Consider the following 22,199-nt stretch of genomic DNA (forward strand, 5'->3'; position numbering starts at 1 on the left):
CTCATCCAATACATCCTTCATTAATCCTTGATTATCATTTAGGTGATTCCTACCATCTCAATATTTTATTCATTAACCAAATCAAATTGATTTACTTAATGTAATCAACTGATATGATGCGATTTTTCTTCAATGAATAGGGATATTAATCAACCATGTCACCCGAGTTAAAAGAAATTATTGAGAAACTGATTCAAGAATATCCTAGCGATTATACAGAAATGCATGCTAAAAAAGCACACTGGAATGAATTAATAGAACAGCTAAATCAGGCGGAAGAATACATTAAATTATTACAAGCAGAAAAAGAAGAATCCTCAATCATCCTATTAGGTAAGTTAGCTCATAATCTAGGCGTATTTAATACCCATGTAGTGTCCAATTATCCCAGAGCCCTTGAATTGTTCCAAATTGCATTAGATACGAAACAAGCAACGGATGCTCCCCCAGAATCACGTGCATTAACTCATGCTCATTTGGCGGACTGTGCCTATCGTAATGGTAACACTGTCCTCGGAATCATACATTTTGAAGAAGCAAATCAAATATACCAACAGGCCAAAGACCATAAAGATTCAGATTTGGCACGGGCTTTTGTACTTCATGCTGCGGGTAATGCATACTACAATATTGGGGCCTATTCCAAATCATTAGCCCTGTTTTCTGAAGCTCGAGAATTGCGCTTAAAGCATTTGCCAGAAGACCATATCGACTTCGGTTACCTGGAGCATGATCAGGCAGATGTGTTAACCGCTCTTGGGGAGCATGAACTCGCTACAAAACTCTTCCAATCATCCCTGGAAAAAAAGAAAAAACATTTTGAGAATGAACATACAAATATTGCACTGCTGTACCAATGCCAAGCCCTGCTGTTTATAAAAAACAACCAATTATTGGCAGCAGAAACCAATCTAAAATGGGCCTATGGCATTTACGCCAAACAGGCCCAACTTTCGGCCTCAGAAGTTCAACCTGACTTATTACGTAATTATTTTTACAGTATTCTTCTGCAACTTGCTGGCGATAATTTTGCTCAGGCCAAAGAGGAAATCGTTCACTTCAAATCTCAAGTAGAAGCCATCCAAGAGAAAACCCATTCTGCATACGTCAGATTAGCTCAGGTTAACCATAGATTACTTCAGTACCAAAATCAGCCCAAAGAAGCGTTAAAACAACTAGAGGAAACAATTTCTCAGTTTATTCCGAGACTGGACTTTAACTCAGCAAGAGAATTACTCACAGTAGATAATAAATTTGATGTGGCTTCTTTAATTAGCGAATATGCGATTGAATTATTCATCCAAAATGGCTATCAAAATTTTGATCAAGCGTTCAAGTTAATCCAGCTTGCTTTGCAATTGAAAGAAGATTTTTATCAAAGTTTGCCTGCGTCCAATCCTCCATTGGGAACTATTAGTTTTGCGTTTAGCGATTATGATTTTGGTCTACTCTATTATTTAGCGGCTTTGGCATCGAATAATAGTGAGGAGCGCCAAGAAAAATTAATCATCGCCTCGCATTATGTGCAAACTGCAAGGGATAAATTAATACAAGCCGGTTTAAGTAAATATCATATTAATTGTCTTGCGTGTACCACTCAATTAAACAAAATTGAAGAAGTTATAAAGCCAAACAAACAAGAGACTGAAACCCTACATCAGACACTGCCGCATCGCATCATGTTTTTCACCAGCGCTAAGAAAATGGAAAATGCTCAAGAAGAGCTTATCCCCTATTTGGATACAATTCTTAGAGACTATCCATGACTTTATCCAATAATCAATGGATTAAGCGCTGCGCTTTCTTGCCCTCATCTCCAACCTTAGCCGCCCGATAAGAATTTCAGTAGGTTGGGCCTGGCCCAACACAAACTGTGCTTATATTTAAGACATGTGATTTGTGGAGATAAATTCCGAATTATGGATACATTTTTGGATTGCCTCGAGACGAGATGCCTTAATTCTATTCGTTATTTCATGACCAGTATATTGTGAGGAGAGCTCTTTAGTATTAATCGATTTGGCTGCTTGAAAGGCATTACGTACTTGCTCTGCATAGGATGTTTCTTGGGTGCAAAGCTCAAAAATATGCAAGCATTCATTTAAACGTTCTTTACTATAAAAAGCACCGATGTTGATTAATAAATCCAATACCCCCTCTGCATCTAATTCAGAGACACGACGAAATTGTGCTAAGTTTTGATTGATTAATAACGCCAAATCCCGGTATTGGTTTGGTACATTAAATTGTTTGCAAAACTTGATTATTTCCTCTTTAGGCAGGTCATGCATCAAAGCAGCAAAACGTACATTAAAAGAATCTTTGTGATCGGCGGAGCGTTGGAGAGCCTGAATGCCAGCTCCTGTTATTTTTATACAAGGGAATAAAATACTATCTGCTCCACATTGTTTAAGAACATCGAAAAAATGTTCCGGGTGTGATCCCATAAGTGCACGTTCTAATTCCCTCCAGACTCGTTCAGCACTCAGTTCACTCACTTTATCTTCAACAACCATCTGTTCCATAAGTGCCATCGTTTCCTTGGCTACTTGAAAACCTAAGGAAGCTGCGAAGCGGGCTGTGCGTACTAATCGAAGCGGATCTTCAATAAACGCAGGGGATACATGCCGTAATATATGATTTTCCAGATCATCTTTTCCATGATAAGGGTCAATCAACTCGCCCAAACCGCCTTCTTCGAGTGGCTGCGCCATGGCATTGATAGTCAAATCTCGCCGCTTCAAATCGTCAATTATAGTAATAGAAGAAGAGACATCGAACTCAAAACCCGTATGCCCAGGACCTACCCGCTTTTCGCATCTCGCCAGCGCATGTTCTTCTTTCGTCACTGGATGTAAAAACACAGGAATATCTTTAGCTTCTTGACTCGCTATTGGCTTATAACCTAGTTTCAACATATCCTCACGAGAAGCACCTACAACTACCCAATCGTTATCTTTAGGATGAGAGCCCAGCAATTTATCGCGTACTGCCCCACCTACCAAATAAATTTTCATAAGTTCAAAGTATAAAATTAATTTAATTTGTATATTTTAATTGCATTTTGGCGGTATATCAACAGTTATGCCTAATGGAGTACCTTTTTTTGCTTATACTAAAATATGGACCAGATAGGACGAGGACTACAAAATGAATTTATATGCTGCTGCAATTGAGATAAATCCAGTAAAAGAAAATCTGGTGCAAAACACTTCACCCATTTTTGCATCGGTATTGTTATACGTACAAATTTTTTGCATAGCGATCGGGATTGCATTTCTATTTATTGCTTTTTATATGCTTCGCCCAAAAGAAGAAGAGCAAAAACGCATTCAAGACCAATTTCTGTCTTATTTGATCTTGGGACTTTTTTTCATTTTTTTCCCTTTTTTACTTGAATATTTTAGCTGAGTGCCCCTGTATCTTGCAGTCCCTTATTTTGATTATCGCAGAAACCTTATCTAAGCATTCGATCAAAGCGCTCCCTAGCACTTATCAATTCGCTTGAGTTTGGCCATTTTTGACCATCTGTTTGAAAAAAAACAAAAAAGGGATTGCCATCGCTAACAAACAAATTTATGCTTCAGTTCGACTAAAAACTATGCATAGAGCATGAGCTTTGACACCCGAGATTGTAGCATTTCTGAGCTGCTTAAGTGGCTAAACTCGAGAGTGACGATATTGATTTTTGTGGTTTTTTACAAACCATGGCTATCAATAGATAACATTATTGATAAATTCAATGCCAATTTAAGTGGCGAATAGGATAACACATGAAAGAGAAGAGCGATTTTGTTAATTTGTTGCCTACTGAGATGCTTGTAAAAATTTTGAGTTATCTTAAACCAAAAGAATTAGTTACAGCTTCTCTTTCCTCAAAGGAGACCTTTTTTGGACCTGCTCAGTCTAAGTTAGCACTAAACAAAGAAGCGCATGAACTAGCAACACTAGTAGCCCAAGGCAAGCAAGAAGAGGCAAAAGAATTGCTTGAAGAATCATCTAATACTCAAAAATTACTATTAACCCCTGCTCCTTTTACCGATTACTCGGGCAGAACCTTCTACTGCACGGCTTATGAGTACGCCTACTGGGCAAAAGACACCCATATGCGTCGGATGTTGGAACAACAAATGGATGCGACTACAAAAAGGGCTATGCTAATACGTTGTGAAGCGATAGAAGAAGAGGGGTTAACGTATAAACAATATGGCATCGAGGTTAAGGGTTCAAAACATTTTGATTTTGGGCCACTCATGAACGCAATGACTTATGTTAGTGCGGGATTTAATAGGTGGATTAACACGCGCAATTATACGGCCCTGAAAGAAGCCTGGGTTGCGATTGGGCGAGTGCAGCTCGACCTTCCGGCTCACGTCTTTAGCGAATTTGGAAAGCCTGACCGCTCGTTTGAGCCGACGCCTGAGTTTGATGAACCTACGCTGCCTCGCGCAGTAACATGTTTCGATGCTAGAAAAACATCAAATAGAGATCTTTTTTCGTTATTAGCTTCAAATTCATCTGATCTCGGTGTAACTTCTGTACTCATTAGGTACTGTCATCGTACTGGGTGCCGCTTGGAGGATGTATATTGCAAGAATATGTCTCCAATGCCAAAGATAATCGAGATGGATTTAGCGGCGATTTGCCGCCTCGATGAGGTGAGAACCGACGATCTTAAGTTATCGCTTGAAATCTTAAGGTCAGCAGAACCAGAACTGTCTCCATGCAGAGCTTATTAATGACTTTGAAGTAGCCGGCGGAAAGCTGCCGAGCTATAATTCCAGCAGTTCTTCAAAAACTTCAATTAGCTCCTGATACTCCCCAAGGTTGTACCATTCTCGCTGAGCCTGGAAGTCAAAAAAATATTCTTTAGTTTTGAAATACCCGATATGAGGCATAAATTTTTCATAAAGTGTGTGGCGTTTCATCACATAGATGCAACTGATTTGGCAGAAGCTAGGCTTCTAGTCCATATACTTGCTCATACTAGACACTGATTTCTGCTAGGTAGACAAATTCTATTCAATATCACACGGATTGGCACTATTAGATTGGTTTAAGCAAGGTACGAGCTGATAATGATGCGATTAACTAGAATCTGATTTAATGGAAATATTTTATATAAGGATAAAGATTATGCTAGATAAAATTTAGATTTACCTGCTGGGAAAAGAGGTTTAACCTAGAAGGTTATTAATTAGATTTGGTTGCCAGCAGGTGGAATTCTTTACAAACCAAACTCGCTTACATGACTTTTACTCATTGATGTCCAAGGGAGTAACTCCTTATTCTGATTAATTTCATAGAGAGTGCGTGCAAGATTATCTAGAATTTGTGCAGCACTCATGTTCGATGCGGGAAAAGATGTTAGTTGTGGCCATGAATCTAGTCCACATCCTGTTGCTTCGATTAAATATTTTTGAGTTAGTTTAGCTTTAATAAATCCAGCAAGCGCCGTAATACCTTGTCTATCATTGAAAGGCTGGTGGGAAAGAATGGTAACTTGATATACTTTCTCTTCACCGGATTTACGGAAATGTCCAAACTGCGTGATACCAGTTTCTTTACTAGAGAGATAGTCTGTTACTGTGTTAATTTCATCATTAGTATTGCAAGGATGTTTTACCGCGAGTTCGAGAAATGCGGGTTTTTTACCTTCTGGCCAGTTGAGATTATCTAGAACAATCATCATAGTATCGTGCATCGTGATTGACGATGGAACCTCTTCAGCCCTAAACCCATCTCGAAACATGTTTGGATATAAAGAAATAATTTCTTTTATTGTATCAATATAACTGTCATAAGGCTCCGTGTTCCCTAATACTATAACTTGCTCCACTAATTTGTTTTCAAGGGTAATTTCATTGTAAAGATGAAAGGCGCGTTTGAAAATATTTGCTGAGGAAGTTCCGAGAAATAAAACAGAATGTGACTTATGGGGCATAGGTATTGTGTCCAACAAATCACTCTCTCTAAGCAGTCTTTCAAGCTTGCTTTTAATGGTAGGATCAAATTCGTTATAATTTTCCAAAGCCCAGCGTTGTCCTGATTTGCGAAGAAACTTTTCTTGAGTAAATTTTACCATTTCGTTTAAAGGAATGTAATCACCGTAATCTTTTAAAAATAATTCTGCTTGAGGTGGATCGAGTATTTCTAAAAGCTTTATCCAGAGCATCGAGGCATAAAATTCACCATCGTTTTGGAATGCATATTTTTCAAATTTCGAAACGGTCATTTACAGGTACTCCTGAAGCGAATTGGTAGTTTATTACTAGTAAGTATTGTTGCGGTTTAAACAGTGGCCTAAATTAGAAAAACTGCTAAGGCTAGCAATTTGATAGCATCTGCAGTTCTCGAGTTTAGCCATTTAAGCGGCTATTGAGAGCTTATCAACCAAGGAGTTGATTGTATTTCAGAGCATTTATCGAAATCAAGCTGATTTTCAGACTTTAAAAAATGCTTTTTCAGCCAAATATAGCATCGAACAATCGCTAAAATTTCCGAGAAAGTAAGCTCCCCGTTTTGATCATACCAAGATGCCAATTCCATGCTAATCAGTTTCTTTGTATGATGTCTTTTAAAGGAAACCAGAGTCATAAAAAAAAGTCCCATTAATAAAGGAGTGGCTCAAGCAATTGCTTTGTCAGACCACTGTCACTGAGTTTTTACCGCAATGTTGGCACGAGTTTCCTCGTAAGGGACTTCGATATTCCAGCGAAGGACAAAGTAATTGATGATTTTTATTGGCTCCAAATTAAAATCGGTACTGAAAAAAGTGGCAGCAGTGTTTTTCCAATCGGGTGTTTTAACAAAAACAACGCGTAATATAATAGAAACAAGGCCTGCGGGATACCACAAGCATACAAAGGAGAGGTACTCAATCTCTCGTTGTTTTCCAGCATACCGGTTACTGTACCTATCTACTAACTTCGCTTTGGGTCGTTCAGAAGGTCTTTAAGACCTGTTCGCTTACCCTTAATGGGTTTCCTGCCTAATTTTTTCTTTTCTGGTACCACGAATTCGAATAGTTGCCATCAAGTCGTAGTCTGGAGATTAGGGCTACATGACATTGAATGCAAGAAATAGCCAGATCCATACGAGCATAAGCACCATCTTCATTCAGGGACGTTTGAGCCTACGACTCAGTACCTTAACCATTTAGCGTGTCCAGTCCAAGGAGGTCTTTTGCCTAAGGTCCCGCTTTTTCATTCGAATTTTTGGAAGTAGCAAGTACTGTTAAAAAACTAATACCCAAGGCCGTTTGCACCAAGGTAATGGAACAATAAGCGTCATACACTCCCACTTTAAACCAAAGCTGGTGACTACATTAGACTTACTGGATCTGAGCGCATCTCGATATAAACCTTTTGCTTTAATTTTTATACCTTTACGCCGCTCTAATGTCTCATCTACTGCTACAAGAATAGGCCATGGGCTGGGGAAGCAACCTTACAAACAAGCCAAGCAAGATTTTAGCAAGCACCAAACCATTCCACAGAGCTCGGCTTGAGACACGATGATATTTTTAAAAATTACGTATCGATGCAAATCCCATCACACGCAGTATACTACTAACCCTTCGTGGCCCACGGTAGAGTCTTGCACCAATCAAAAGAACCTGAATATTTCTCCAGGTCGGTTGTGAAAATCAGATGAAAATACGTTCAGAGATGCTCCAACCTTGGGTATCAAAGCTCATACCACATGCATTTTTTTAGGCGAACTGAAGCATAATGTGTTTGTTAGCGTTGGCAATCCCTTTTTGTTATTTTTTAAACCGCTAGTCAAAAATGGCTAAGCTAGAGGATTCGCTGACATCGATAAATTGGACTATAATTAAACAGCGCTATTTTTTGCTGGAGCCCCTCATGTTAAGTTTATCTCTTAGAAAATATATGAAGGATCATGATATTGCCTATAAAACTATCAATCACCCTAGAGCATATACCGCTTCGCAATGTGCACAAGGTGCGCATATTAAAGGCGAGTCTTTTGCTAAATCGGTTATTGTCAAATTAGATGGAAAATTTGTCCTCATCGCCATTCCTGCAAATGTCCGTCTGGATTTAGAACGATTAAAAAACGAAACCCATGCCAAACAGGTAGAAATTGCTAAGGAGTTTGAGTTTCAAGATAAATTTGCTGATTGTGAAGTCGGCGCCCTACCGATTTTTGGTGAGCTTTATGGTATGGATGTTTATCTTGCAGACAGCTTGGCACATAAAGAATGGTTAGTCTTTAATGCAGGCAATCATACCCAACTGCTAAAAATTAAATGTAATGATTTTTTAAACCTTGTTCATCCTAAAACGTTATCACAATGTTAAAAGGTTCATGTCAATCTGTTGCTAAATTAAAGGCCAAAAGAGACTGTTTTCCTTGCTATTTCTTCATCAAAAAATTGAAGAGGAATTTTTTTCGTCTTGGATTGATCTAAAGAATACTGGAAATGATCTGAAAGGAGTTCATTGATAATCAGAGTCATTAGGGCGAAAGCAATCGTGGTGAGAAAAAATTGACTATATTCCATATCAAATTGGTATGCCAAAAAGGATGCTGCAAGTAAGCCTAAACCACAAGCAATCGCTTTTCTAATCGTTTTATTCCAATAAATCGGGCCACTCTTTTCGTAAATCATTTTTTGTTCGCGTCTTAATTGACTCAGTTGTTTTTCCTTAAAGTCACGATAATCTGAAGCTTTTTCGCGAAGATCTCTATACGAAACGGGGAAAAATAGGCAATTGGCGCTCTGGCTTATCGAGTTAAAACGCTTGCAACTTAAGGCAACCGAAGCCATATCCTTTGGGTCAATAATGTAATTATTCTCATTATCGCGGGCATTTAGAACCTCCAACAGCATCTCATCGGCAAGTTCATCAAAAGGATCTTGATTTTTTTGATTGCTATTGCGCATTGTCTTTCCTTGATGTTGACCCTCTATCCTAGTAAAAACCATATTAGATGGTACTGACCTAAACGTGAACAAAATCTCTCATAATAAATGATTTCCAGGGAAACCGTTTCACATCCATTGGCATTCAAAATAAATCATTTTGACCTTATTCTACCCAATAGTATGATTAGGACATTTTTATTTAAGAAGAGAAATACCATGCCCACATATTGGGATCCTATGACTTAAAAAATACTGAGATAGAGGAAAACACCTTCCTCTATCTACTGAGAGTCACAGAGGATTCTTTTACTATTCATGGGATATCCTCGAAATAAAACTTTTATTTTGTGATGTGACAACACATGACACAGAATATTGGCCTATTTCTACTACTGACTTAATGGCAAAATTTTCTAACGAAACGCTTTTTGAAAATGACAACTTAACAACAAAATTCTTGTCACTTCAAGTAGTAATTGAAAATTTAGATTTTAATCCCACTCTTATAGAGGCCCAGAAGTTCATCAAGGAGATGAGTCAAGATGATACTGAGTTGTTCAGTCATAGCGTGACACATCCAGGTAAAAAAATGGTTAATAGGAATAGATTCTTTATTCATACGAATCCACCAACTAGCCCATCCACATTAGTGACTCCAGCCGGACTAGTCCCCCCACAAGCGTTGGCTCAGCTACAAGATCGAATCAATGAATGGCTTTATGAGGACCATGACCTCCATGGTTGTAATCTTTCCCTTTAATAGCTTCAACCTGAGTATTAAGTACAAATCGAACAACTGTTTCAGCCTCAAGGTATATTGCATTTGAGTCATGATAGATAACGATTTTGCAATTCCTTGACGATTTTAAATTGCTATGGTGTTCATTTTCACCTTTCAGGATAGCCAAAAATTCATATCATCCAGACTACTCATCCCGCAAAATTTTAAAAATTGTCTATAGTTAGTATATCTTACTCAATTTGTTCGATTAATTATGAATATCAATTCACTGCTACAAAAAGATGCTCAATATTGTTCTTTCGGTGACACAGTCCATTATGCAAATCCACCAAAAATATTTAGTAACTGCCAAGGGAGTTATCTTTATGATGAGAAAGGCATTCCCTATTTAGATTTGCAAATGTGGTATTCAGCGGTTAACTTTGGATACAAAAACCAACGTATTAGTAATGCCTTAAAACAACAACTGGATGACTTGCCTCAGCTTGCGTGTCAATACCTGCATAAAGAAAAAGTAGAACTAGCGGAAGCCATTTGTACTAATATCGAACAAAGAACCGGTGCAAAAGGACGTGTACAGTTCAATGTGGGAGGCTCTCAAGCCATTGAAGATGCGCTCAAACTGGTTCGTAATGAAATGAAGAAAAACTTGATGTTCGCTTTTATGGGCGGATATCATGGCCGAACACTAGGTGCCTCTTCGATTACCTCAAGCTACCGCTACCGTCGTAGATTTGGCCATTTCTCTGATAAAGCATCCTTTCAACCCTTTCCCTATTGTTTCCGTTGCCCTTATGAAATGAAACGTGAGACCTGCGGCCTATATTGTTTGAATCAGTTTAAAAAATTATTTGAAACAGAATACTATGCTGTATGGGATGATAAGTCCAAAGAAGCGGAATATGCTGCGTTTTTTGTCGAATTGATACAGGGTACCGGGGGTTATGTCATTCCCCCTCCAGGGTATTTTCAAGAATTGGCACAATTTCTTAAGGAAAAAGACATTTTGTTGGTTGCAGATGAAATTCAAATGGGTTTCCATCGTACTGGTAAATTTTGGTCCTTTGAACATTATGGGATCACTCCAGACATCGTTGTCTTCGGTAAAGCCTTAACGAATGGTTTAAACCCAATTGCCGGAATTTGGGCCAGGGAAGAACTCATTTCTCCAGAAAAATTTCCTCCCGGATCAACTCATTCTACCTACTCGTCCAATCCATTAGGAACTGCTATTGGTCTTGAAGTGATGAAGATGTTGTCGGAAAAAAATTATGAGCAACAGGTCAATGAAAAAGGGGCTTATTTTCTAAATAAACTGAATGAACTTAAAAAACGCTGGAAAATGATCGGTCATGTTGATGGGCTTGGTCTGGCACTACGTATTGAGTTATGTAAAGAAGATGGTTTTACTCCGAATCGAGAATTAGCCGATGCAATTTTCAATGCAGGGTTACGTGGCGATCTTGAGGTCAATGGACAAGCCTACGGTCTCGTACTGGATATTGGCGGTTACTATAAAAATACATTTACTCTAGCCCCCTCTTTAGAAATCAGTAAAGAGGAAATTGACCTAGGCATCATTCTTTTAGAACAATTACTCATGCAATGCAAGGCAGCATAGGTTGGTCCTAGCCTCCTGAGGTTAAGTCCTCTTTCATCCTGTGAGTACCCCCAGGATGAAAGACTGAAGTTGTTTATAAGCCATTGATTGTTTCGTCAAAATAAACTTGGAAAGTAATTAAAGAAATTTTTCAAGTTGTTCGCATTGAAATAGATTTACCAGATCCAAAAAGCTATTAAACTCTAAATGCTTTATTTGATGTTGTTGGCAATACGTTAATAAATATTCCTTCGCAAATACAAAATCAACTTGATGTGATAAACACACATCGGATTTGCCATTTCCAATTAAAATCGATTTGCCTGAGTCATTAAATTGCTGCTCATGAAAGATATGACATTTACATAAACCACATCTTGATTTGCACTGTTTCACTTCAAAAGGGAAACTAATCGCAACCCCTTCTTTCAGGAATGACAAATGATTTGAGTAATAAGGTATTGAAAGAAGTCCATGTTTTTTTAGCAGATACTGGATGGGATAATCAATACCATCACTAACGATAATAAGTTTTGCCTTGTTTTGCATTAAAGTACAAAATTCAATAAAACCCGCATCAATTTCAATATGTTCTAATTCATACCTAATTTCAGCATCCATCCCTCGAATCATTGCATATTGGGCTTGCATGCAGTCTTTGGAGCTTATGCGGCCAGAAAGCCAATCTTGCTCTATTTGATTAAAATCACCCTGTGCGAATATTTCTAATAAGCTGTCTGTAGTGTCCGTTTTCGTAATCGTTCCATCAAAATCTATAAAAATATTCAAGATATATACCTTACCTTTTTTGATTTACTGTTTTGCTTGATAAAGCGAATCAAATTGAGCGCAACAAGCTCTTTTTCATTATCCAGAGTAATAATGTGGTAGGAATTGTTTAAATAAACGATTTCTATTAATTCCGCACCAATATGATTTTTAACATACTCAGCATTTCTGTAACTTGCCATATCATCGTCTAACGAATGGACAACTAAGGTGGGACTCTTAATTTGAGGTAATTTTCCTTGAATATGTTTAATCAACTTATCCACTTCATACAACCCAAGCGCAGGCACTATCATATTACCGGTTTTAGCGATATTTTTTTCTTTACCATTCGCCAATAAGGATGCAATTGACTCTCGTATTGCCTCATTTTTAATTCCATAAGGCGCCTTATCCTGAACTTTATAAATATGACGCAAATAACTGTGAATCATGAGAGACTGAAACACACGTTGCCATCTTGAAATATTCCAGCCATCATAAAAAAATACAGGGCTTAAAAGGATCACTCCTGCTATACGATCTGGGTATTCTACCGCTAAATTCAAGGCAAGCAGGCTACCTGCAGAAAGACCCGCAACAAATATTGTTTCACAATGCTGTGACAATAAATCATAGGCCTTTTTAACGGACATATACCAATCTTGCCAGCTGGTTTTTTTGAGAGCACGATAACTGGAACAATGTCCTGCTAATTGAGGAACAGCAACGGTTATATCCGAGCGAGCTAACTGAAATGCCAATTCACTTACTTCACCGGGGGTTCCGCTGTAACCATGTATTAATAGAACACCAACCTCTTTACGCTTAAGTAAAAAACCATGTGCGCCTAACTCCTCTTGATAGGGATTAAAAGGTACGATTTGATGTTCTACTGGTGCTGTATTGTTCATGATGCTGTTACAAATCAGATGAATTGAGGGATAGGTTTCAATTAAGTTGGGATCTACCTGACAATGAAAGGTTTGCTCTAAATCTGCTAATAACTCAAAATAACCAACTGAATCTATCCCCAGCTCAATTAAAGGCTGCTCTAATGAGATTTTATGCTGCGGTATCGATGTCTTCAGAGCAATTTGTTCTAATAACCAGGATTGGATCTCGTGCTCTTTAATGCTATTGGTTTTGGAGTCAAGAGCTGACTCAGTGAAAGGCTGATTCAATTTGCTCTGTTCTAAATCATGTTTTTCACTTTGATACTCATACAGCATTGGTAGGCTTTGATTGATGTAAGCGTCCTTCATGGCATTACGTTGTAACTTACCACTCGTTGTTTTTAGGGTTGCACGAGCAGGTAATAAAACTATGGAATAAGGGATTATGGCAAAAGTTTGAGTGATTACTTTTCTCACCGCCAAACAAATGTCTTCATATTCTTTTTTAGGGATACCAGAATTTATCTCAGCCAAGATAATTAATTTCTCTTCTTTGTCTTTTGAAATAGAAAATGCAGTACAACAACCGAGTTTAATCGAGCCATGCGCTGAACTTGCTTTAAACTCGATATCATGAGGATAGAAATTTTTACCATGGATCACAATCAGTTGTTTTATGCGCCCGGTAACGTATAACTCACCTTGGTGAAGGAACCCTAAATCTCCTGTTCTAAGAAAGGTCCTCTGATCTTGAGTTTGATAAAAAATTGTTTTGTTTAATTCCTCACAGTGCCAATACCCTGATGAAACACTTGGACCCGCAACTAATATCTCACCTACTTCATTTTCATCACCAAATTGTCCCGTACTCAGATTAAGAATTTTTACGTCTAAGCTGGGGGTCCCATGGCTCAATAAAATTTTGCTATCTGAGTCGCGTTTTTTAGTGGGGGTTACTATGTTTCGACTTAAATCTGACTGGGAGACTATCAACTTTTGCAGATGCCCTTGGGGTTGTTGCACGGAGACCATTACGGTCGATTCTGCTAGGCCATAGGAAGGTGAAAAACTGCTTTTTTTAAATCCACAGGATTTAAAAGCCTGATAAAAACGTTCAAGGGTCTCATAATGGATTGGCTCTGCTCCATTCACAGCCACCCGCCAACCGCTTAAGTCTAAAGTTTTCTTTTGACGATCCGTAATCTTGCTCAGGCAGTACTCGTAGGCAAAATTAGGTCCTCCGCTCACATCCGCACGAAAAGTATTGATCTCGTGCAACCAAGAATAAGGATTTTTAAGAAATTTAAGGGGTGACATCAACAGACAAGGGACACCATAAATAATCGGTAAAATAATATGCCCAATTAAGCCCATATCATGATAAGGAGGTAGCCAAGACACGCCCCGACTATCCTGATGAACTCCATATCCTTTAATGATTAACTGTATGTTATGCAATAAATTCTGATGGGTATTGATCACGCCTTTCGGCAAACCTGTGGACCCAGAAGTATACTGTAAAAAAACAATCGAATCCGGATCCGTTGCATTGAACTCCATCCGAGCGAATGAGCTCATGTGATAAGAGGAACATTTTATCAGCTTAAGTTTTTCTACATCCCAATTTAACTGTTGGGATTGTCGCCCTAAAATATAAATTAATAATTTTTTAATCGGCAAAAATTGCATGACTTTTTTAAGAATCTTCAAATTGTAGAGTTTCTTATAAAGCTCTTGCGTGGTTAAAAGAATAGTCGGCTGTGCATCGACGATAATTCCTTGTAATTTCTCGATTAATCCTTGATTCAATGGAGGGTAGCTTGGAACGCTAATTACCCCAGCATAAGCACAGGCAAAAAATGCGATAACAAATTCCAAGCCTGGTGGGTAAATCAACAAAGCGCGATCCCCCTTTTGAGTATTGTTCATAATTAGCCGCGCTAAGGAACGAGACTCAGATTGCAGCTTACTGTAACTTAATTCCTCTCTCACTCCATCTTCATTAAGGTAATATAAAGCAACTGAGTTTGGTGTTCTTTGCGCGTGAATATCTAAAGCGTCAGTTAGAAGCATTAATTGATTGAACTCGAATTCTGATAGCGACATAGGACAACCCGCAAATGGACGTATTATTTGACATATTTTTAATAAGTCTAGACCATTTTTGATCATGTTGTAGTGAGGGATGGTATTTAATCCATAGTCAATTAATCGCATCATCTGTTGTTTGAGTGGGATAGCTAAAATAATTGGAACACCAGATGCGAATTATTTAAGGCCTGTTTTTGCGCGGTATTCAACCTTTTATGCAAATCGTTCAAACATGTTGTCCATTAGAGTATTTCATTATATGGAAGTGTTCTATAATTCTCTGCGCTGAATTCAAGCCCATTCAACACTAAGAGTTGAGCTGGTTATGCGTATCATGACATTGTTTTATCTAAGGAGTAACCATGAAGCACAAACTTATTATAGTCCCTGGCTGGGGAGGCACAGAAAAATTGTGGGAATATCAATGCCAACATCTTGCCGATATTGTTGATAGCACGGTTACCTATTTTTTTGATATAGTATCAATAGAAAAAATGGCAGAACAATTACTTGCTGAGGCACCAGAACAATTTATTATTTGCGGCCATTCTTTAGGGGGATGGGTAGCACAACACGTCGCCATAAAGGCACCTCATAGAGTATCTCATCTGGTTATCATGGGAAGTTGGACAGGTGATTTAGATCAGGGTAAACGCCAATATTTTGAACGTTGGCAACATGAGATTGAAAACAACAATCTTGAAGGTTTACTCCATGAGGTAAATTCAACCAGCGTTCACCCTTCCCGCAGCAATGATAAACTGTTGATGAATACTCTTTTTGAAGGACAAGCAAAAGTTCCCAAACAAGGTTTTTTGAATCAAACTAGAGCAATGCTCAATAGCCAATCAACTACGGCACAGCTTCATGAAATTGTTTGTCCCACGTTGATCATGTACGGCAGGCAAGATAGCGCATTTACCATAGAGTCACAACAATCAATGAAAGAGGCAATTGCTTCGGTAAAACTAGCAATTATTGAAGATTGTGGTCACATGCTCCATGTTGAGCAGCCTCAAACAGTAACCTCATTATTGAAATGTTGGCTTGAAGACCAAATCAAGTAGATGATGGATAAGTTTGGTGAGATTAATTCATGCTTTACATCATTTTCTCCGCTTCATCAACAACACTCTGGGACATGATGTATCAGCCATTAATTTTCTAAATTCTACATAGAGTTTGACAGACTATAAACAGACTTATCCACAGAAAATGTGAATAACTCACAAAGGAATATTGTACTTTAAAAGATAAATAAACGAGATGGGGTATGGTTTGAGGGCAGGCTTTAAGTTGCAATTCTGTCGTGAATGGAGAGGAGATATCCACACACGCATATTTGAAAGGATTATAGACGTAGCTATCTTAACAAATAAAAAATAAAAAAACAGTCTTGACTCGAACAATTTTCTATTTTTATTTTGATTTTCCATCTTCGACAGTGAGAATACGATTAAAAACCCAATAAAAATTGGCTTTATGAATAAATTATTCAAAAGAATACTCGAAAAGATCCAGCAAAATGGTGTAAAATTGAGCAATTGTTACTATGTAGGTAGGATATTTCTTTGAAATCAGTTGATATTGAAAAAAGCTTACAGTCCCTGGACACCCGCGTATCTACAGTTGAAAAAATTATTGGCAGTGTATCGCCAATCACGCCAGTAAAGCAATCAAAGTTAATTAAAAATAAGAAAAGTGTAGACCGCTCAAAATCAACACCGAGACCGATGTCAGGAAATTGGCTGGGATTCGTCGCCTCAGTATGTTTTATTTTAGCTGCTTGTTTCATTGTTAAATTATCGATTGAATCAGGATGGCTAACTCATGAAAAGCAGCTTGGGGTAGCGACTCTGTTTGGAATGGCATTGTTTGCAGGAGGCATTGTCATTTCCACTGCCGATAGAATATACGCATGTTTTTTACCAGCTGCAGGGGCAATTGTACTTTATTTTACTGGTTTTGCTGCCTATGAGTATTATCTATTCATTTCATTTCAAACGGTTATTGCCATCACCACAATTGTCTCGGGAATTTCAATTTTGTTTTATCTAAGGTTTAGGCATGATATTTATGCCATTATAGCAGCCTTGGGTGCTTATATTGTCCCAATTGTTTCAGGTGTTGAAAATAATACTTTATTTTCTTTATATTACTTCACAATTTGTTCCTTAAACTTCGCAACCCTTGCTATTTGGGTGGAGTCACGCACCTTAACAATGATTTCAGCGTACTTGGCAATATCAATCACTGCGGTGATTGGGCTAGAGCTGGATCAAGATGTATTAATTGCAGCAGTACTTGCTATTAATTTTTTAATCTACTCTATAGGGACCCTCTTTTATACTCAATTGACCAAGAAACAACTTACTGAAAAAGAATCTTGGAGTCTTTTCCCTGTATTACTTATTTTCTATGCAATGGAATATTATTATCTAAGCCGTATTGATCAGACTATAGCCTCGTGTGGCTCGCTAGCTGCAGCAGCCCTTTTAATTGGACTTTATTATTCCGCTAAAAGATGGCTTCCTGAACGCCGATTTAATAGCCGCAACGTTTTATTGACTTTTGTAACACTTGTTTGTTTTCATTCGATTTACCTTGGACTTTTACCATTAACGCTAAAACCTTGGCTTTTCCCTTTGATAGTTTTTGGATATGCCTTTGGACATACCCAAGTAAGCTCGATTAAATGGAGCATTCCTCTTTTAATTCCATTTGTGGCACTTTCTGCAATATTGGGTATTGAATATTTAAATATCTTAGGCCATTTACTTAGTAGTAAGGGATTATCCTGGTCCGTTGTAGCATGGGCTTCTTTTGTTAGCATTTGGTTCCTATTAATACGAAATCGTAAGGAGTTAGGTCATAAAGAAGAATATTGTTATGTTTTACTGGCAGCGGCACATCTTTTTGCAATTATGAGCCTCTACCAGCTGACCACTGACTATGGAACCCTAGCGGTATCTGCCTCTTGGCTTGCATACGTACTCATCATCTTGCAAGTTTCATCCTTAAGAAATGATGTCCTCATTGCAAAATCGGTATTGATTGTTTTATTTTTTGCTGCGGGCAAAGCCCTCCTTTATGATGCGGCATCCACACCAACAATTATACGAACACTGTCTCTAATTCTCACCGGTGTGGTGTTATATGCTTCAGGTTTGGTTATTAGGAAAAAAACGAACTGGCAAGGCAGATTGTTAAAGAATTGTCCTTCGGAACAGACTAAAACGGATTAATTATCAAAAAATTATAAAATTCAAGGCACACTAAGCGGTAATTTATGAGTAACCAATCAAACACGCTCACTATCAGTGTGACGGTGTTCGGCTGAAATATGGAAGAAATTTGCGCATTTTAAATGTTGATAATATAATCATATTGATGCGTTTTGCATCTAAATATAAGATAAGGAGTTCTAAATGAAGATCAAATCATCAACAGCTGCATTAATTGCTATTAGTATGATTGCAGCCTTTGGAACGGCCCAAGCAGGATGCTATAAACATGAGCCCGGATGGCACATGGTATCAAAAAAATGCAACATCAAACCTGCTGAAACCTGGCAACAATATGAGAGTGGGGTCTACACTCAACCCCTTGGAAAAAGCTTATTCTCAATGAGTAGATAGTATTACTATTCAATCAATGGGTTTTGACTCAGTTAAAACCCATTGATTGAATAAATCCTAAAAATACCTTCTCCCCCGAGGAGAGAAGGAAAGTTTCTTGTTCTAGCCTCGAAATTCTGTGAATAATTTCAAAGTTTTTTCTTTGGATAGCTGACCAACTGAACTTAACTCAGTCAGCTTATTTCCTTGCGCATCATAAAATAGCATAGTGGGTATACCATAAATATGGAACGCTTGACGAATCATTGCGACTGCCTCCGTTTTTTCACTAATATCAACGCGAAGATTTACCGAATCGTACATGGCATCAATGACTTCAGGTTGATTGAAAACATACTTATCCATTGCTTGGCAATCACTGCACCACCCCGCAAAAAACTCTATAAAAACTCGTTGATTTTTTGCCTTGGCTGCAGCTAATTTGGCATGAACCTCTTCAAGCGTATGTACCATAACAAATGGAGCATGCACAACAGGCCTCTGAATGGAAGTGGGTGTAAACGCATGATAAGCCAAAGCCCCTGCCCCCATCATGGATAATAAAGCCAATCCTTGCAACAGTCGCCCAGCTAAATGACGTTCTTGACGAAAAGCACCCAAGATCCATGAGCTCATGAGCAAAACAGTAACCCAAAGTACATTAATCCAAAACGGGGGTGCAACACGACTCAATAGCCAAACAGCCATAGCAAACATCATTAGGGCAAATATTTGTTTGATGCGCACCATCCATGGGCCAGAGCTCGGTAAAAAACGACCATAACCAGCCCCTACAATCAACAAAGGCATTCCCATACCCAAAGCCATAACAAAGAGTAATAAACCACCTTGAGCAACACGATGGCTCTGCGAAATATAGGTCAGAATCCCAATTAATGGCGCTGTGACACACGGGGATACAACCAAGGTGGATAATGCGCCCATTACCGTCGCAGAGATAATTCCATATTGGCGTGAGTTGTTTGACGCAACCTGATTAAAAACTGGAATGCGCAATTCAAATACACCCAACAGCCATAAGCCCATAAGCGTCAATAAAATACTAAAGCTTCCAATAATTATCGGCTGCTGCATTAACGTTTGCACGGTAGACCCGAACCATGCTGCCAACATTCCCGCTATGGCATAAGTAAGCGCCATCCCAATCACATAGCCCAAAGACAATTTAAAAGCTTGCCTTCCGGTACTTGCACCTTGGCCGGTAATGATACTGGATAGAATCGGCACCATAGGCAGAACACACGGTGTAAATGCCAGCAGGACACCAAGGAGAAAGAATGCAGTCAGATAAAAAATTGGACTATGGTTTTGGATAAACATCAATGCATCTGCAGGGTTTGCACTGCCAATTCCCGCAAAAACAGAAAAGGGAATACAGGCCATCAATGATGACACAATTAGTTTGTTCATTTTTGATTCCTCAATAATTTATTTTTTGAATTTTAAAAATTAACAAGAAACCAAAATGGGAGGGCGATAAATTTCGTCGAATGGTGAATTATATTTAGAGCAAATAAGAAGAAAGCTTAATAGGCCCACGAGGCTTCGAATTATCCAGGATGATGCTAAATGAAATTCCTCCTTAAGCCAATAAGAAGAAGAAAAACAACTACTGCTCATCGATTGCTGCTGGGAACAAGGCGTTACGGAAAAAGAAAATGCGATAGGTGCCTGTATTTTTTGTTTCGGACAGGTTGGCATTTTAAGTGGTGCAAGAAAGACAGCACTCATGAGCAGCAATAGGATTAGTGGGCGGCATTTGTTCCTCATTAGGCCACCATAGCATAATGAATATAAAAAAATCAATGTCCCCTTCTTCAAAAGAAGGCTGGATAAAAAATAGAGTAGTAAATATTAGCCATTGGTATATTAGCGCAGCGTACTATTGGAATTCATTTGTTTGATTAGGTGATAGAGAAGTAAAACCCGCTCAAAACCTAATTAATGAATGGTTTTAGAATTCGAATGCATTTATGTTTATAAAGGACTGGACCTTGGATTTTTATTCCATATAAGGATGTGCTCTAAGGGAGATATGTTTACACCGGTTCGTGCGATCAATATTGATCTTACATATTAAGTTTTTGAGATTGCTTCTCATCAAGAAATTCTAAAAACTCGCTCACATTCTCTTCGTTCTGAGGATCAAGGGTCGCAAGTCTTTGATAAAACTCCTCTACCTTAGAATCTCTGCCACGGAGTTCATGAAATGCTTTCATAACTCCAGAATCTGACTTCTTACTCTGGGCTAACTCGATTAGGTTTGTTAACGTTTCATTTGCACTTACAGAGCCACTTTCAAAGCCCGTTATTATGCCGACCATTTGTTGTAAGCCGTCAACATCAGGATAATTTTTTTGAAATGCTCTTATTTTTGTAAAAATGTCATCATTGATTTTATGGTCCAGATCAATCCTAAATTTTTTAACTTGTTCTATATCATCGGGATCAAGGGCTGCAAGTTTTTGATAAAATGTCTCTACCTTAGGATCTCGGCCACGGATTTCATGAAATCCTTTCATAACTTCCGAATCTGACTTCTTCCACTGAGCTACCTCGATTAGTTTTGCTAACGTTTTATTTGCATCTTCCGAGTTCCATGCCATGCCTGTAATTATGACATTCATTTGTTGTAAGCCATCTACCTTAGGATATTTGTTACAAAATCTTGCTATTTCATTACACAGGTTTTCACACAAGTCTTTTTTAATTTTATCTTGCTTTAGAGCATTTAAACTTTCTTTATGCTGAGTGGATGGACAATTTTTATCCAAATAAGTGCCGTCGCCCTTTTTCTGAGGTACTACTTTATCGGTTTTCGAATTAAATTGTTGAGCATTTTTTGCAACTAATGCTTTATCTATTTGTGCACTTACGTCTTCAAGATCTTTTCCACCCATAAAATATGCATCGATATTAACCTTACCTTGAACTCCTCCAAACTCTCGCCTTCGAGTTTGTTCCTGCCAGATAAATGGTTGCACATTAATTCCATAATTTCTAATAGCACATTTAAAGTTATATATACCGCTTTCTTCTCTATCTGATCTAAGATATTTATCTTCAGCTATCTCTTGCTGATGCGTGCAAGAAACTTGAAACGCGTCAGCATGCCAAATGATTTGCTCCTCTTTCATCAATTCATTTAATTTTGCGGCAATTTTTGTATTTTCCTCTTTCACCATCTTGATATATTCGTCATGTGTCCTGGTAGCGGCTCCATATAAAGTATTAAGCCTATTAGGATCATTAATGGTCTCAGTTTTACTGGTAACTCCATTGCTATTAGCAGTCCATTCTGGTCCTAAATGCTGAGCAATTTTTTGATGAAATTGTTCTCTACGCGATATTTCGCTATTGATTTTTTCTTGGCTCATACAATGCTCATAGACAATACAGCTTCTGTTTTAAATATAGTTCATATTTTTATCAGCAGAATGGAAAATTATTTGAGGGGCAGTTTTTTTAACTTCGAACTACCTTAGTCTTATAGCCGTATTAGCGCAGCGTAATATGAGAAACTAAACTTTGAAGGAGGTAGATCCTTAACATCACAAGATGATACAGA

General features: G+C 38.2%; 16 protein-coding genes. 9 read left to right on the forward strand and 7 right to left on the reverse strand.

The features are described from left to right. Nucleotides 1–155 precede the first annotated feature (155 nt). Nucleotides 156–1,766 (forward strand): tetratricopeptide repeat protein, encoded by a 1,611-nt coding sequence (locus tag OQJ13_RS01880; RefSeq protein ID WP_265708790.1) that lies wholly within the window; start codon nt 156–158, stop codon nt 1,764–1,766. A gap of 117 nt (nt 1,767–1,883) precedes the next feature. Here the strand turns inward: OQJ13_RS01880 and OQJ13_RS01885 are convergent, their stop codons facing one another. Beyond that, a complete protein-coding gene (locus tag OQJ13_RS01885; protein WP_265708792.1) occupies nt 1,884–3,017 on the reverse strand; it encodes a CCA tRNA nucleotidyltransferase in 1,134 nt (377 codons plus the stop codon). 133 nt (nt 3,018–3,150) lie between these two features. On the opposite strand from OQJ13_RS01885, the gene OQJ13_RS01890 reads away from it, so the two are divergent. Then, nucleotides 3,151–3,411 (forward strand): non-structural protein NS4A, encoded by a 261-nt coding sequence (locus OQJ13_RS01890; protein ID WP_265708794.1) that lies wholly within the window; start codon nt 3,151–3,153, stop codon nt 3,409–3,411. Nucleotides 3,412–3,773: 362 nt separating this feature from the next. After that, nucleotides 3,774–4,739 (forward strand): F-box-like domain-containing protein, encoded by a 966-nt coding sequence (locus OQJ13_RS01895; RefSeq protein WP_265708795.1) that lies wholly within the window; start codon nt 3,774–3,776, stop codon nt 4,737–4,739. Nucleotides 4,740–5,227: 488 nt separating this feature from the next. Here OQJ13_RS01895 and OQJ13_RS01900 read toward each other — a convergent pair whose 3' ends face one another. After that, nucleotides 5,228–6,235 carry a hypothetical protein gene (locus OQJ13_RS01900; protein ID WP_265708797.1) on the reverse strand — a complete coding sequence of 336 codons (1,008 nt, stop codon included), beginning with the start codon at nt 6,233–6,235 and terminating at the stop codon, nt 5,228–5,230. 1,633 nt (nt 6,236–7,868) lie between these two features. On the opposite strand from OQJ13_RS01900, the gene OQJ13_RS01905 reads away from it, so the two are divergent. Then, nucleotides 7,869–8,327 (forward strand): aminoacyl-tRNA deacylase, encoded by a 459-nt coding sequence (locus tag OQJ13_RS01905; protein WP_265708799.1) that lies wholly within the window; start codon nt 7,869–7,871, stop codon nt 8,325–8,327. Nucleotides 8,328–8,353: 26 nt separating this feature from the next. Here the strand turns inward: OQJ13_RS01905 and OQJ13_RS01910 are convergent, their stop codons facing one another. After that, the gene (locus OQJ13_RS01910; protein WP_265708801.1) at nt 8,354–8,914 is read right to left on the reverse strand and encodes a hypothetical protein; all 561 of its coding nucleotides are present in this window, start codon (nt 8,912–8,914) and stop codon (nt 8,354–8,356) included. A gap of 334 nt (nt 8,915–9,248) precedes the next feature. Here OQJ13_RS01910 and OQJ13_RS01915 point away from each other — a divergent pair, with 334 nt between their 5' ends. Next, on the forward strand, nt 9,249–9,656 hold the full coding sequence (locus OQJ13_RS01915; RefSeq protein WP_265708802.1) for a hypothetical protein: 408 nt from the start codon (nt 9,249–9,251) through the stop codon (nt 9,654–9,656). A gap of 235 nt (nt 9,657–9,891) precedes the next feature. Then, nucleotides 9,892–11,259: an aspartate aminotransferase family protein gene (locus OQJ13_RS01920; protein ID WP_265708803.1), complete on the forward strand. Its 1,368-nt coding sequence runs from the start codon at nt 9,892–9,894 to the stop codon at nt 11,257–11,259. A gap of 117 nt (nt 11,260–11,376) precedes the next feature. On the opposite strand, the gene OQJ13_RS01925 is transcribed toward OQJ13_RS01920, so the two are convergent. Both OQJ13_RS01925 and OQJ13_RS01930 read right to left on the reverse strand, forming a co-directional pair. Then, nucleotides 11,377–12,027, reverse strand: coding sequence for an MtnX-like HAD-IB family phosphatase (locus tag OQJ13_RS01925; protein ID WP_265708804.1), 651 nt, complete (start codon nt 12,025–12,027; stop codon nt 11,377–11,379). Further along, the gene (locus OQJ13_RS01930; RefSeq protein WP_265708806.1) at nt 12,024–15,122 is read right to left on the reverse strand and encodes an alpha/beta fold hydrolase; all 3,099 of its coding nucleotides are present in this window, start codon (nt 15,120–15,122) and stop codon (nt 12,024–12,026) included. Before OQJ13_RS01930 ends, OQJ13_RS01925 begins: the two co-directional genes overlap by 4 nt. 233 nt (nt 15,123–15,355) lie before the next feature. Here OQJ13_RS01930 and OQJ13_RS01935 point away from each other — a divergent pair, with 233 nt between their 5' ends. The 3 genes from OQJ13_RS01935 (at nt 15,356) to OQJ13_RS01945 (ending at nt 18,631) form a co-directional block, all read left to right on the forward strand. Continuing rightward, on the forward strand, nt 15,356–16,060 hold the full coding sequence (locus OQJ13_RS01935; protein WP_265708808.1) for an alpha/beta fold hydrolase: 705 nt from the start codon (nt 15,356–15,358) through the stop codon (nt 16,058–16,060). Between the two features lie 504 nt (nt 16,061–16,564). Next, the gene (locus OQJ13_RS01940; RefSeq protein WP_265708809.1) at nt 16,565–18,238 is read left to right on the forward strand and encodes a DUF2339 domain-containing protein; all 1,674 of its coding nucleotides are present in this window, start codon (nt 16,565–16,567) and stop codon (nt 18,236–18,238) included. A 183-nt stretch (nt 18,239–18,421) separates the two neighbouring features. Then, a complete protein-coding gene (locus OQJ13_RS01945) occupies nt 18,422–18,631 on the forward strand; it encodes a hypothetical protein (RefSeq protein WP_028380318.1) in 210 nt (69 codons plus the stop codon). Nucleotides 18,632–18,733: 102 nt separating this feature from the next. Here the strand turns inward: OQJ13_RS01945 and dsbD are convergent, their stop codons facing one another. Together dsbD and OQJ13_RS01955 are read right to left on the reverse strand one after the other, a co-directional pair. Next, a complete protein-coding gene (gene dsbD, locus OQJ13_RS01950) occupies nt 18,734–20,041 on the reverse strand; it encodes a protein-disulfide reductase DsbD (protein WP_265708812.1) in 1,308 nt (435 codons plus the stop codon). A 659-nt stretch (nt 20,042–20,700) separates the two neighbouring features. After that, entirely contained in the window at nt 20,701–22,008 is a 1,308-nt protein-coding gene (locus OQJ13_RS01955) for a hypothetical protein (RefSeq protein ID WP_265708813.1), read from the reverse strand. Nucleotides 22,009–22,199 lie beyond the last annotated feature (191 nt).

Source organism: Legionella sp. PATHC035 (assembly GCF_026191115.1).
In the GTDB taxonomy this organism is placed as follows: domain Bacteria; phylum Pseudomonadota; class Gammaproteobacteria; order Legionellales; family Legionellaceae; genus Legionella.

Bases quoted from the DNA above. Each gene is read 5' to 3' on its own strand.
- OQJ13_RS01880 (WP_265708790.1), top strand. From the start codon at position 156: ATGTCACCCGAGTTAAAAGAAATTATTGAGAAACTGATTCAAGAATAT.
- OQJ13_RS01885 (WP_265708792.1), bottom strand. From the start codon at position 3,017: ATGAAAATTTATTTGGTAGGTGGGGCAGTACGCGATAAATTGCTGGGC.
- OQJ13_RS01890 (WP_265708794.1), top strand. From the start codon at position 3,151: ATGAATTTATATGCTGCTGCAATTGAGATAAATCCAGTAAAAGAAAAT.
- OQJ13_RS01895 (WP_265708795.1), top strand. From the start codon at position 3,774: ATGAAAGAGAAGAGCGATTTTGTTAATTTGTTGCCTACTGAGATGCTT.
- OQJ13_RS01900 (WP_265708797.1), bottom strand. From the start codon at position 6,235: ATGACCGTTTCGAAATTTGAAAAATATGCATTCCAAAACGATGGTGAA.
- OQJ13_RS01905 (WP_265708799.1), top strand. From the start codon at position 7,869: ATGTTAAGTTTATCTCTTAGAAAATATATGAAGGATCATGATATTGCC.
- OQJ13_RS01910 (WP_265708801.1), bottom strand. From the start codon at position 8,914: ATGCGCAATAGCAATCAAAAAAATCAAGATCCTTTTGATGAACTTGCC.
- OQJ13_RS01920 (WP_265708803.1), top strand. From the start codon at position 9,892: ATGAATATCAATTCACTGCTACAAAAAGATGCTCAATATTGTTCTTTC.
- OQJ13_RS01930 (WP_265708806.1), bottom strand. From the start codon at position 15,122: ATGATGCGATTAATTGACTATGGATTAAATACCATCCCTCACTACAAC.
- OQJ13_RS01935 (WP_265708808.1), top strand. From the start codon at position 15,356: ATGAAGCACAAACTTATTATAGTCCCTGGCTGGGGAGGCACAGAAAAA.
- OQJ13_RS01945 (WP_028380318.1), top strand. From the start codon at position 18,422: ATGAAGATCAAATCATCAACAGCTGCATTAATTGCTATTAGTATGATT.
- dsbD (WP_265708812.1), bottom strand. From the start codon at position 20,041: ATGAACAAACTAATTGTGTCATCATTGATGGCCTGTATTCCCTTTTCT.
- OQJ13_RS01955 (WP_265708813.1), bottom strand. From the start codon at position 22,008: ATGAGCCAAGAAAAAATCAATAGCGAAATATCGCGTAGAGAACAATTT.